At 71.9% G+C, this 12,374-nt stretch carries 11 protein-coding genes, 1 rRNA gene and 1 pseudogene; 3 read left to right on the plus strand and 10 right to left on the minus strand.

Annotated elements, in window-relative coordinates; genetic code table 11:
- Positions 1-28: 28 nt before the first annotated feature.
- From pheT to infC, 9 genes are all read right to left on the minus strand, one after another.
- Positions 29-2,581 carry a phenylalanine--tRNA ligase subunit beta gene (gene pheT, locus ACFWEJ_RS20595; protein ID WP_377231057.1) on the minus strand — a complete coding sequence of 851 codons (2,553 nt, stop codon included), beginning with the start codon at positions 2,579-2,581 and terminating at the stop codon, positions 29-31.
- A 1-nt stretch (position 2,582) separates the two neighbouring features.
- Positions 2,583-3,650, minus strand: a complete 1,068-nt coding sequence (pheS, locus tag ACFWEJ_RS20600; RefSeq protein ID WP_377231058.1) for a phenylalanine--tRNA ligase subunit alpha — start codon at positions 3,648-3,650, stop codon at positions 2,583-2,585.
- A 577-nt stretch (positions 3,651-4,227) separates the two neighbouring features.
- On the minus strand, positions 4,228-4,824 hold the full coding sequence (gene thpR, locus ACFWEJ_RS20605; RefSeq protein WP_377231059.1) for an RNA 2',3'-cyclic phosphodiesterase: 597 nt from the start codon (positions 4,822-4,824) through the stop codon (positions 4,228-4,230).
- Between the two features lie 44 nt (positions 4,825-4,868).
- The gene (locus ACFWEJ_RS20610; protein ID WP_377231060.1) at positions 4,869-5,321 is read right to left on the minus strand and encodes a hypothetical protein; all 453 of its coding nucleotides are present in this window, start codon (positions 5,319-5,321) and stop codon (positions 4,869-4,871) included.
- Positions 5,322-5,400: 79 nt separating this feature from the next.
- A complete protein-coding gene (locus ACFWEJ_RS20615; RefSeq protein WP_377231061.1) occupies positions 5,401-5,991 on the minus strand; it encodes a VanZ family protein in 591 nt (196 codons plus the stop codon).
- Positions 5,992-6,035: 44 nt separating this feature from the next.
- Positions 6,036-6,884 carry a TrmH family RNA methyltransferase gene (locus tag ACFWEJ_RS20620; RefSeq protein ID WP_377231062.1) on the minus strand — a complete coding sequence of 283 codons (849 nt, stop codon included), beginning with the start codon at positions 6,882-6,884 and terminating at the stop codon, positions 6,036-6,038.
- Positions 6,885-6,934: 50 nt separating this feature from the next.
- Complete coding sequence (gene rplT / locus ACFWEJ_RS20625) at positions 6,935-7,318, minus strand: 50S ribosomal protein L20 (RefSeq protein WP_182614731.1); 384 nt, start codon at positions 7,316-7,318, stop codon at positions 6,935-6,937.
- 69 nt (positions 7,319-7,387) lie between these two features.
- Positions 7,388-7,582: a 50S ribosomal protein L35 gene (rpmI, locus tag ACFWEJ_RS20630; RefSeq protein ID WP_020016628.1), complete on the minus strand. Its 195-nt coding sequence runs from the start codon at positions 7,580-7,582 to the stop codon at positions 7,388-7,390.
- 103 nt (positions 7,583-7,685) lie between these two features.
- Positions 7,686-8,777 (minus strand): translation initiation factor IF-3, encoded by a 1,092-nt coding sequence (infC, locus tag ACFWEJ_RS20635; protein ID WP_377231063.1) that lies wholly within the window; start codon positions 8,775-8,777, stop codon positions 7,686-7,688.
- Between the two features lie 288 nt (positions 8,778-9,065).
- Here infC and ACFWEJ_RS20640 point away from each other — a divergent pair, with 288 nt between their 5' ends.
- The 3 genes and pseudogenes from ACFWEJ_RS20640 to ACFWEJ_RS20650 all read left to right on the plus strand — a co-directional run.
- Positions 9,066-9,542: a Fur family transcriptional regulator gene (locus ACFWEJ_RS20640; protein ID WP_377231064.1), complete on the plus strand. Its 477-nt coding sequence runs from the start codon at positions 9,066-9,068 to the stop codon at positions 9,540-9,542.
- Between the two features lie 74 nt (positions 9,543-9,616).
- A complete protein-coding gene (locus tag ACFWEJ_RS20645) occupies positions 9,617-11,065 on the plus strand; it encodes a catalase (protein ID WP_377231065.1) in 1,449 nt (482 codons plus the stop codon).
- Positions 11,066-11,292: 227 nt separating this feature from the next.
- Positions 11,293-11,967, plus strand: a pseudogene (locus ACFWEJ_RS20650) (glycosyl hydrolase family 18 protein); the annotation flags it as partial.
- 247 nt (positions 11,968-12,214) lie between these two features.
- On the opposite strand, the gene ACFWEJ_RS20655 reads toward ACFWEJ_RS20650, so the two are convergent.
- Positions 12,215-12,374 (minus strand): 16S ribosomal RNA (locus ACFWEJ_RS20655); the annotation flags it as partial.

Below are 12,374 nucleotides of genomic sequence, written 5' to 3' on the forward strand. Positions count from 1 at the left end.
GCCCACGGGAGCGCCCGCCGCCGACGCGTCAGCCACGCAGCACCGCGCCGACCTCGGCCGACGCCGACTCCACGACGGCGTCGCGCACCGCGCGGACCTCCTTCGCGGACAGCGTCCGGTCCGCCGCACGCAGACGCAGCGAGTACGCGAGCGACTTCTTGCCCTCGCCCACCTGCTCCCCGGTGAAGACGTCGAACAGGGCGATGTCCTCCAGGAGGTCGCCGGCCCCGGCCACGATCGCCGACCGCACGGCCTCGGCGGGCACGCCGCCGTCGACCACGAAGGCGAAGTCCTCCTTGGCCGCGGGGAACGCCGACACCGGCCGGGCGACGACGGGCTCGCCCGACGCCGCAGCGACCAGGACCGTCAGGTCCACCTCGAACGCCGCCGCCCGCGCGGGCAGCCCCAGCGCCTCGACGACCTTGGGGTGCAGCTCACCGGCGTGACCGACGAGCGTCCCGTCCGTGAGCTCGAGCCGCGCGCAACGCCCCGGGTGCCAGGGCATCCGGTCGGGATCGCCGGAGACGACGACGTCGACCCCCGCGCGCTCGGCCACGAGGCGCGCAGCTTCCAGGGCGTCCTCCCAGCCGGCGGCACGGCCCGGGCCCCACCAGCCGGCGAGCTCGCGCTTGCCGGTCAGCACACCCGCGACCCGGCGCGGCTGGTCGGGGACCGCCGCCGCGAGGGCCGCGAGCTGCTCGTCGGTGGGCCGCACACCGCCGGGCAGCGTCGGCGCCACGGGGGCACCCTCCGCCGGGGTGGTGACCAGCCCGATCTCGTAGACCGCGAGGTCGGTGAGCCCGCGCGACACGTTGCGCCGCACGGTCTCCAGCAGCGTGACCAGCAGGTTGGACCGCATCAGCGGCTTGTCGTCCGCCATCGGGTTGGCGAGGCGGAGCGAGACACGGCGCTGGTCGTCGGCCGGCAGGCCGAGGGCGTCGTACTCGGGCGTGCCCACGAACGGGTAGCTGAGGGTCTCGACGAACCCGGCCTCGGCCAGTGCGCGCGCGACCGAACGGCGCGTGCGCTGCTCGGCGGTGAGCCCGCGGCCACCCGTGGCTGCGGGAAGCACCGACGGGATCTCGCCGTAGCCCTGGATGCGCACGACCTCCTCGACCAGGTCGGCGGGCTCGGTCAGGTCGGGCCGCCAGGACGGCGGCGTGACCGTGAGCACCCCCTCGCCGGCTGCCTCGACGCTGGCACCGATCTCCTCCAGCGTGGTGCGCACCTGCTCCGGGGTGTACTCGACGCCCGAGAGCCGGGTGGGCTCGGTGACCTTGAGCGCGATCGGGGCGGGCGTCCCGGTCTCGTCGAGGTCACTCACCGCGGCGTCGGCCGCGCCACCGCCGAGCTCGACCAGCAGGTCGACCACGCGCTGTGCCGCGACGGCGGGCAGCAGGGGGTCGACACCGCGCTCGAAGCGCTTGGCGGCCTCGCTCGGGAGCTTGTGCCGGCGAGCGGTGCGGGCGACCGTGATCTGGTCGAAGTGCGCCGCCTCGACGAGCACGTCGGTGGTGGTCGCGCTGACCTCGGACGACGCTCCGCCCATGACGCCGGCCAGGCCGAGCACGCGGCTGCCCGCGCCGTCGGGCGAGTCTGTGATCAGCAGGTCCTCGGTGTCCAGGGCCCGGTCGACGTCGTCGAGCGTGGTCAGTCGCTCGCCGGCGGTCGCCCGGCGGACCACGATCGGCGCCGAGACCTGGGCCAGGTCGTAGGCGTGCAGCGGCTGCCCGAGGTCGAGCATCACGTAGTTCGTGATGTCGACCGCCAGGGAGATGGACCGCATTCCGGAGCCCTCGAGGCGGTGCTTCATCCAGGCGGGCGTGGGCGCGGACGGGTCGATGCCCCGCACGATGCGCGTCACGAAGCGGTCGCAGCCCACAACGCCGTTGATCGGCGCGTCGTCCTGCACCCGCACCTCGAAACCGTCCGGGGTGGCCGCGGGCTCGGCACCCGTGGCCAGGCCGTGGTCGGTGAACTTGGCCCCCGTGGAGTGCGCGTACTCGCGGGCCACGCCGCGGTAGCTGAACGCGTAGCCGCGGTCGGGGGTCACGTTGATCTCGAGAACCTCCTCCCCGAGGCCGAGGAGCGCGATCGCGCTCTGGCCCGGGGTGAGGTCCTCCTCGGCGAAACCGTGCCGCGTCAGCACCAGGATGCCGTCGTGGTCCTCGCCGATGCCGAGCTCCCGGACCGAGCAGATCATGCCGTCGGACACGTGCCCGTAGGTCTTGCGGGCGGCGATCGGGAACGGGCCGGGCAGCACCGTGCCGGGCAGCGAGACCGCAACGTAGTCGCCCACGCCGAAGTTGTGCGCGCCGCAGACGATGCCGCGCGCGCCCTCCTCGTCGTTGTGCTCGGGTCCGACGTCGACCCGGCACCAGTTGATGGTCTTGCCGTTCTTCTGCGGCTCGGGGGTCATCTCGAGGACGCGACCCACCACCAGGGGGCCGGTCACGGCCGCGCCGTGGATCGCCTCTTCCTCCAGGCCGACCTTCACCAGGTCGGCCGCGAGCTGCTCGGCGGTCAGGTCCGCAGGCAGCTCGACGTGGTCCGCGAGCCAGTCCTTCACGATGAGGGGCACTTCAGATCTCCGTCCCGAACTGGGTGGAGAAGCGCACGTCGCCCTCCACGATGTCGTGCATGTCCGCGATCGAGTGGCGCAGCATGAGCGTGCGCTCGATGCCCATGCCGAACGCGAAGCCCGTGTACTCGTCCGGGTCCACGCCGGCGGCGCGCAGCACGTTCGGGTTGACCATGCCGCAGCCGCCCCACTCGATCCAGCCCGCGCCGCCCTTCTTCTGCGGGAACCACAGGTCCATCTCGGCGGACGGTTCGGTGAACGGGAAGAACGCCGGGCGCAGGCGCGTCCTGGCCTCCGGCCCGAACATCGCCCGGGCGAACGCGTCCAGGGTGCCCACGAGGTTGGCCATGGTGAGCCCCTTGTCGACCGCGAGACCCTCGACCTGGTGAAACACCGGCGTGTGGGTCTGGTCCAGCGCATCCGTGCGGAACGTCTTGCCGGGGCACGCGATGTACAGGGGCACGCCGCGCTCCAGCAGGGAGCGCGCCTGGACCGGTGAGGTGTGCGTGCGCAGCACGAGGTTCGAGTCGGCGCCGTCCTGCCCCGCCACGTAGAACGTGTCCTGCATCTGGCGGGCGGGGTGGTCCGGGCCGAAGTTCAGGGCGTCGAAGTTGAACCACTCGGCCTCGACCTCGGGGCCGTCGGCGATCTCCCAGCCGAGGCCCACGAAGAAGTCGGCGATCCGCTCCTGGACCAGCTCGATCGGGTGCCGGGCGCCGGTCGTCGCACGCCGCACCGGAAGGGTGACGTCGACCGTCTCCTCCAACAGCACGTGGGCGTCGCGCTCGGCCTCGAGCTCCGACTGGCGGGCGGCGATCGCCTGGTTGATCCGGCCGCGACGGGGGCCCACGAGCTTGCCGGCCTTCGCCTTGTCGGGTCCCGGCAGTGCGCCGATCCCCCGGTTGGCGAGGGCCAGGGCGCTGCGGTCCCCCGTGTGCTGCGTGCGGACGGCCTTCAGCGCTTCGAGGTCGCCGGCCTTCGCGATGTCGTCGAGAGCGGACTTGACCGCGGCGTCGAGTGCCGCCTCGTCGAGCGGATCGATGGGTGCCTTCTCATCGGGCGTGGACATGCTTGCCTTCCTGGCGGATTCGGGAGCCGGCCCGGTCCCTGCGTGGGGACCCGTGCCGGCATCTGAAGTCTAGGTGCCCGCCAGGGCTCAGGACGCGTTGTCCACAGGGCAGCTCAGCGCCCGCGCGCAGCGCTCGCCGCACGGCCCTTGGCGGGCCGCATAAATCGGCGGGTCAGCAGCTGCATGGCGACATCATTCCATGCCGCGCCGCGACCCGGCAACGCGATTCGGGGCGCTACGGTTCGTGCGCTTGGCACACTTTTTCTCCGTGTCGGTGAGCGGGCATAGCCTCGCACCACAGCGCGAGCCAACCTGCCCGTTTAGTGCGTTTGCTCTCGGATCACCGAGTCGGAGCGTTCTTGACCATGATCGGTGGCGCATCGCGAAACAGTGCGTTAATGTGGAACACATGTTCGAGTGCGAGTGCAGGGTGAACGGGACGCGCGGGCCGTTGCCACGGCCTCTTCCCTGGCGCGTCCGGTCCACCGAGCGACGGCACCTCGAACAGCCATGTCTCCACGGCCGGGGCGGCCCTGGTCCCGGCCGTGGAGACGGCACCCGACCCGCCCGGGGCCGGTCAGCCCTCGAGCGCCCAGGTCTCCACGACCTCGTACCGCGGACCGCCCTGGGGGCCCTCCCCCGGGTGAGACTCGACGAGCGCGAACGAGTCGGCGGTCCACGCCGGCCCGGCATACACGGAGAGCGCCTGGGCAGCGGGCTCCAGCGCCGAGCGCGGCTCGGCACCGGCCCGCTTGCCCCAGCGGTCCCGGCCGCGCGGCGGCTTCACCTGCCCGGCGCGGGCGCGCGCCACGGTGACGTGTGCCCGGTGCGGCTTCACGTCGTCGGGCACCTCGCGCGGGGACGCCGCCAGGCAGTCGGTGGCCAGGTCCTTCAGGGCCTCGGTGCCGCCGTCGACGCCGATCCACAGGACCCGCGCCCCGAACGACCCGGCACCGCGCAGGCGCAGGTCGAGGGGACCGTGCTTGCGCGCGACGTCGGACAGGTCGTCGCGCAGCTCAGGAACCGTCCCCTCCGGGAGGTCCGCGTAGAAGGCGAGCGTGATGTGGAGGCTCTCGCGGGGTACCCACCGCGGAGAGGCAGGTACGCCATCGATCGCAAGCCCGAGGTGGTCAAGGACGCTCTGGGGCGGGATGACCGCCGTGAACAACCGCACCTGACGATCCTAGGGGCGGGCCCCCGCCGCGGGGAGCCCATTTCTCACCGACGACGACGGCGGCGCGTGACGGCCCATGCGACCACGACGGCCGCGAGCACGAACGCGATCTGGCCCCCGAGGACGATCCGGTTCACGTCGACGGCGGGCACCCAGCGCACGCCCTGGTCGTCCACGACGATGGCGCCCGCCGGCTCGGCGCGCCGGCCGAAGCCGAACCCGCCGCCGCCACCCTCGCCGAGGGCGCCCGCTTCGCCCTCCGCCTCGGCGTCGGTGGCCGACCCGGCCTCACCCTCGGCGTCACCGGCCGTGGCGTCGCCGGACGTGCCGTGGTGGCCGCCCGGCTCGCTGCCGCCTCCGCCACCCGAGCCTCCGCCGGTCGCCACGCGGGCGGCCGGGATCACGAGGGTCCCGTCGCGCTCGATCGGCTCTCCGTACACCTGCCGCACGCCGAACGCTCCGGTCAGTGCCTCGCTGATGCGGTTCAGATCAGGCATGTACCTCATCTGCCCCACGGTAGGTGACCGCGTCGCGACGCGATACGCCAGGACGCAAGAGTCACCCGCTCGGGCGTCCTCAGCGCCCGCCGAGCGGCGCACGGTCCGCCCACCACCGGCGGGAGCACAGCGCAGCGATCAGGCCGCCCGCGACGTTCACCAGCACGTCGTCCACGGAGGTCACCCGACCGAGCCGCAGCACGTACTGGAGCACCTCCACGGTCACGGCCACCCCGAGGAGCACGACGGCGACCCGGGCGAGCACCACCACGGTCCGCGGCCCATGCCCGGGCCGGGCCCCAGGCGCGACGCGCTGGCGCGAACCGCCGCGCCCGACCGATCCCGGCACCAACCGGAACCGCACCGGCAGGAAGAAGCCGAGCGCGGCGAGGACCAGCAGGTTCCCACCCACCTGCACCACCGCCGCGGGGACCGGCCCCGAGAGCTGGTCGGCGAGGTCCTGCAACGGGACGAGCGAGAGGCCGCGCTCACCGGGCCGGGGCGTGAGGATCATCCACACCCACGGCGCCGTGCCCACGACCAAACCGACCTCGGCGACGGAGTGCCGCCAGGCGCGGGCGTGCGGGACGCCCCGCAGGCGTCGGACCCGCACGAGCAGCCGGATCGCCAGGACAGCGACGACCAGCGCCAGGGCGGCGGGCCGCAGCACGTGGCCCCACGCGCCCCAGACGTCGGCGGCGGCGTCGGGCAGCCTCAGCGCTGCGCCCTGCCGCTCGCGTACAGGCAGACCGTCGCAGCGGTCGCCAGGTTGAGCGACTCCGCCCGGCCCCGGATCGGCACGCGCACCACGGCGTCGGCCAGGGCCCGGTCGGCCTCCGGCAGGCCCCAGGCCTCGTTGCCGAACACCCAGGCCGTGGGCCCGGCGAGGTCCGGGGCGGTACCGCTGCCGGCGTCGTCGAGCAGGTCGTCCAGGTCGAACGGGCCGGTGCCGTCAGCAGCGAGGACCTGGCACCCTGCGGCGCGCAGCTCCGCCAGCGCGGCGTCCAGCGGCAGGCCCGTCACCACGGGCAGGTGGAACAGCGACCCCGCGGTGGAGCGCACCACCTTGGGGTTGTGCACGTCCACGCTCTCCCCCGCGAGCACCACGAGGTCGGCGCCGGCGGCGTCCGCGGCGCGGATCACGGTGCCGGCGTTCCCGGGGTCGCGAACTGTGGCCAGCACCGCGACCAGGAGCGGTCGGCCGGCGCGCTCCGGGTCCCTGGCGTCGAGCGCCTCGCGCAGCGAGGGCGCGGTGGTGCGGACGACAGCGAGCACACCCTGGGCGTCCGCGCTCATCCCGTCGAGCACCTCCGGGGTGCCGACGTGCAGGAACACCCCGGCCGCACGCGCGTCGCCGACGATCTCGGTGTAGCGCGAGGCGGCCGACGGCGTCAGGTAGACGTCCCGGACCGACGACGCGGCGTGCCGGACGACCTCGCGGACCCCCTGGGGGCCCTCGACCAGGTACAGACCGTGCCGGGAGCGCGCCGAACGCCCGGACAGTGACCGCACCTGCTTGACCCGGTCGGCTCGCGGATTCGCGAGCGTCACGTCAAGCGGCACGGATGCCTCCGAGGAGGACACTGTCCGGGCGTCCGGTGAGATGCTCAACCTCAGGCAGCGGCCGGGGCGTTGACGTCCGCCGGCAGCGCGTCCTTGGCGACCTTGACGATGGCGTTGAACGCGGCCACGTCGTTGACCGCGAGCTCGGCGAGCATGCGGCGGTCGACCTCGACACCAGCGGCCTTGAGGCCCTGGATGAGGCGGTTGTAGGTCAGGCCCTCCGCGCGGGACGCAGCGTTGATGCGCTGGATCCACAGCTTGCGGAAGTCGCCCTTGCGCGCCTTCCGGTCACGGTAGGCGTAGACGAGCGAGTGGGTGACCTGCTCCTTCGCCTTCCGGTAGAGGCGCGAGCGCTGGCCGCGGTAACCGGCGGCGCGCTCGAGGGTCGTACGGCGCTTCTTCTGGGCATTTACTGCCCGCTTCACGCGTGCCACGTGAGACTCCTTGTTACTTCGGGGCTGGAAGGGTTCCGGGCGGCGCGCGTCAGGCGCGCGCCACGGGGGTCACTTACCGAGCAGCTTCTTGATCTTCTTGACGTCGGCAGGCGCGACGACCTGGTCCACGGCCAGACGACGCGTACGACGGCTGGACTTGTGCTCGAGGTAGTGGCGGGCGTTGGTCTGCTCGCGCATGACCTTGCCGCTACCCGTGACCCGGAACCGCTTCTTGGAGCCGGAGTGCGTCTTGTTCTTCGGCATGACTGCCGTCTCTCCTCATGTCGGTCGACCGTTGCTGGAACGGCGACGTGTACCTGGGCCGGTCAGCCGGCCCGGTGTCGTGGTGGTCTTGGGGACCTCGTCCTCAGCCGGCCTTGCGCGGCGCACGCGGCTTGGGAGCCACGGGCTTCGGCACCGGCTTGGGGGCCGGGGTCGGCTTCGGAGCTGCCTTGGCGGCGGGCTTCGCTGCCGGCTTGGAGGCAGCCTTTGCCGCAGGCTTGACGGCCGGCTTCGGCGCTGCCGGGGCAGGCGTCTCGGCGACAGGCTCAGGCTCGACGACGGGCTCGGGCTCGGGCTCGGGCTCGGCCACGGCGACGGGCTCAGGCTCGACGACGGGCTCGGGCTCGACGACCGGCTCGGGCTCCGCCTCCGCGACCGGCACCTCAGCGGGCTCCGGAGCGGTCTCGACGGCGGGCTCCTCGACGACGGTCTCGACCGTCTCGTCGACCTGGTCCTCGGCGAGCTGGTCCTCGACCAGGTCCGCGTCGGGCTCGTCGACCGCACGCGCCTGCGCCTTGGCCTCCGACTTGGTCATCCGGCCCGCATTGATCTCGGTAGCGCGCTTGCGCTGCTCGACCTTGGCGTCCGCCTTCTTCTTGACCGGCCCGAGGACCATGGTCATGTTGCGGCCGTCCTGCTTGGGCATGGACTCGACGAAACCGAGATCGGCGACATCCTCCGCCAGGCGCTCCAGCAGGCGACGACCCATCTCCGGGCGCGACTGCTCGCGGCCGCGGAACATGATCATGACCTTGACCTTGTCGCCGGCCGAGAGGAACCGCTCGACGTGGCCCTTCTTGGTGCCGTAGTCGTGCGGGTCGATCTTGAGGCGGAAACGGATCTCCTTGAGGACCGTGTTCGCCTGGTTGCGCCGGGCCTCTCGCGCCTTCATGTCGGACTCGTACTTGAACTTGCCGAAGTCCATGAGCTTGGCGACGGGCGGGCGGGCGTCCGGCGCGACCTCGACGAGGTCGAGGTCAGCGTCCTGGGCGAGCTTCAGGGCGACCGCCGTGGCAACCACGCCGACCTGCTCCCCGCCAGGACCGATGAGTCGGACCTCGGGGACACGGATCCGGTCGTTGATGCGAGGCTCGGTGATGGTGATGCTCCTAAGAAGTCGTTGATGGACCACCAGGAACGGGAAATGGCCCCCGCCCTGAACACAGGTGGAGGCCATCACGAGGAAAGGACACGCGGGCCCGGCAACAGCAACGCCGGACCTTCGTACCCGACCAAGGACCCGGACTCTGTCGGCACCTTGCGGTGCACCGTCGTGACTCGGGTGGGATGGAATCCACTTTGCGCACCCGGCTCACACCGGGTCGGTCGTCCCTCAACGATACCAGGAGGAAGAGAGCGCCCGCCACGCGGCCGGGTGTGAGGTGGGCCGCCCTCGTTCCGGCGGGCGAAACCTGTTGCCCGACTCAACTGGAACGATTCCAGTTTAGGGCCTAGACTGCTGGTCATGACGTCCACCGCCCCCGCCGCGTCGCCCGAGGACCTCCTCCGGGGCGCCGGCCTGCGCGTGACCGCCGCCCGCGTGGCGGCGTTGCGCGCGGTGGGCGAGAACCAGCACGCCACGGCCGACGCCGTCCTGGGCTCGGTCCGCTCCGAGCTCGGCACCGTCTCCGTGCAGGCGGTCTACGACCTCCTGCACGCGCTGACCGACGCCGGGCTCCTGCGCCGCATCGAGCCCGCCGGGCATCCCGCCCGCTACGAGCGCCGCACCGGCGACAACCACCACCACATCGTCTGCCGCTCCTGCGGCGCCATCGGCGACGTGGACTGCACGGTGGGCCACGCGCCCTGCCTCACCCCGAGCGACGACCACGGCTTCGTGGTCGAGACCGCCGAGGTGACGTACTGGGGCCTGTGTCCCGACTGCCGCGGCAAGGACTCCGCCGTCGGCGACTCCGCCGTCGGCCCCGCGACGCAGCCCTGACCCCACAGACCTTCCAGCCCCGCTGGAACCCCGCAAGAACCCCCGCAAGCAGCAGCAGAGGAAGGCACGTCTGAATGACTACTCCCTACACCACCACGCAGACCGGTACGCCGGTCGCCAGTGACGCGCACTCGCTGACCGTCGGCGCCGACGGCGCCACGGTCCTCCACGACCGCTACCTGGTCGAGAAGCTCGCCCAGTTCAACCGCGAGCGCATCCCGGAGCGCATCGTGCACGCCAAGGGCGGCGGCGCCTTCGGTGAGTGGGAGATCACCGGTGACGTGTCGCAGTACACGCGTGCGGCGGCCTTCCAGCCGGGCGCGAAGGGCGAGGTGGCGCTGCGCTTCTCGTCCGTCGCCGGCGAGATGGGCTCCCCCGACACCTGGCGCGACGTGCGCGGCTTCGCGCTGCGCTTCTACACGACCGAGGGCAACCTCGACATCGTCGGCAACAACACGCCGGTGTTCTTCATCCGCGACGCGATCAAGTTCCCGGACTTCATCCACTCGCAGAAGCGCCTGCCGTGGTCGGGCCTGCGCGACGCCGACATGCAGTGGGACTTCTGGACGCTGTCGCCGGAGTCGGCGCACCAGGTCACCTACCTCATGGGCGACCGCGGCCTGCCGGCCTCGTGGCGGGAGCTGAACGGCTACGGCTCGCACACCTACCTGTGGACCAACGCCGCGGGCGAGAAGTTCTGGGTCAAGTACCACTTCATCTCCCGCCAGGGCGTCAAGTTCCTGAGCGGCGAGGAGGGCGAGAAGATCGCCGGTGCGGACGCCGACTACTACCGTCGCGACCTGTACGAGGCGATCGAGCGCGGCGACAACCCGGTCTGGGACATCAAGGTCCAGGTCATGCCGTACGACGACGCGAAGACGTACCGGTTCAACCCGTTCGACCTGACGAAGGTCTGGCCGCACGCGGACTACCCGCTGATCCACTTCGGCCACTTCACGCTGAACCGGAACCCGAAGAACCACTTCGCGGAGATCGAGCAGATCGCGCTGTCCCCGGCCAACCAGGTCCCGGGCACCGACATCTCGCCCGACAAGATGCTGATGGCCCGCGTGTTCTCCTACCCGGACGCGCAGCGCTACCGCGTGGGCACCAACTACCAGTCGGTGCCGGTGAACCAGCCGCACGCCGCGCCGGTGCACAACTACTCGCAGGACGGCTCGCAGCGCCACCACTTCAACGAGGTGGGCACGCCCAACTACGCGCCGAACTCGTTCGGCGGCCCCGTCGCCGACCCGGCCCGCGGGCACGACGGCGCCTGGGAGTCGGACGGCGAGCTGGTGCGCACGGCCGCCACGCTGCACAGCGAGGACGGCGACTTCGTGCAGCCGGGCACGCTCTACCGCGAGGTCTACGACGACGGCGCCAAGGCCCGTCTGCTGGAGACCCTGACCGGCCAGGGCCAGTCCATCACGATCGCCGAGATCCGTGAGCGCTTCTTCCAGTACTGGACGAACGTCGACGAGGAGCTGGGCGCCAAGCTCCGCGCCGCCGTCGCGGCCTGATCCAGCAGCACACGACCGAGGCCGGGCTCCCGTCGGGGAGCCCGGCCTCGGCTGTCTCCCCGGGGCCGCTCGTTTGAGTGACGTTCAGCGCGCGGCATGAGGGATATCCCCATGGTCCGGCCGCCCTCCTTGTCCGACGGCGAAGGCGCCGCCTACGGTCCCAGGGGTGCTCAGCCGCGCTTCGGCGGAGCACCGGCACGAGACCGCCTGGAGAGAGGGAGCCACCGATGTCCCGTTCGCTCGTCCGACTCGGCGCCGCGCTGACGGCCGGCCTGCTGGCACTGACCGCCGCGGCGGGCCCCGCGGCCACCGCCCTGGAGCCCGAACCTACCCAGGAGCCGGCGTCGGCCGCCGACGCCGACCACCGGGTGCTCGCCTTCTACCAGACGATCTACGAGACCGGCTCGGACGGCGTCCGCCGCTACGTGGACCCCAAGCCGCTGCTCGGCTCGGTCACCGACGTGAACGTCGGCGCGATCCACCTGAACTCCGACGCATCGCTGACGGTCAACGACATCCCGGCCGACCACGCCGAGCTCGGCGTCATGTGGGACGACCTGGCCACCATGCAGGACCAGGGCGTCAAGGTCAGCGCGTTCCTCGGCGGGGCCGCGCCGGGCACCTACCGCTACCTGCGCGAGGACTTCGACCGGTTCTACCCGGTGCTGCGCGACTTCCTGCGCACCTACGGCCTGGACGGCGTGGACCTCGACATCGAAGAGACGTTCTCCCTGGCGGACACGGTCCACCTGATCGACGCGCTGCGCGCCGACTTCGGCCCGGACTTCATCGTGACCCTGACGCCGGTGGCGACCGACATGGCCGGCCGGACGAGCTTCTCCGGCGGCTTCTCCTACGCCGAGCTGGAGCGCCAGGCCGGCGACCGGATCGACTGGTACAACACGCAGTTCTACTGCGGCTGGGGCGACCTGCGCACCACCACGGTCTATGACCAGATCCTCGCCAACGGGTTCACGCCGGGCCGCGTCGTGGCGGGCACCGTCACCAACCCCGGCAACTGCAGCGGGTACGTGGACTGGTCCACCTTCGACGCCACAGTCGGCACCCTGGTGGACCGGCACCCGGACTTCGGTGGCGTCTTCGGCTGGGAGTACTTCAACTCGGTGGGCCACGACGGCGGCGGCCGCGAGACGTGGTTCTCGCACGTGGCGGACGTGGTGGGTGGTCGGTAGCCTTCGACAGCTCCCTCCCCGAGGGGTTGGGCCACCGGCTTCGGGTGTTACCGACTTTCGTGACGTGACGGGCGGTGTGTACAAGGCCCGGGAACGTATTCACCGCAGCAATGCTG

The sequence above is a fragment of the Promicromonospora sp. NPDC060204 genome (assembly GCF_042728455.1).
Classification (GTDB): domain Bacteria; phylum Actinomycetota; class Actinomycetes; order Actinomycetales; family Cellulomonadaceae; genus Promicromonospora.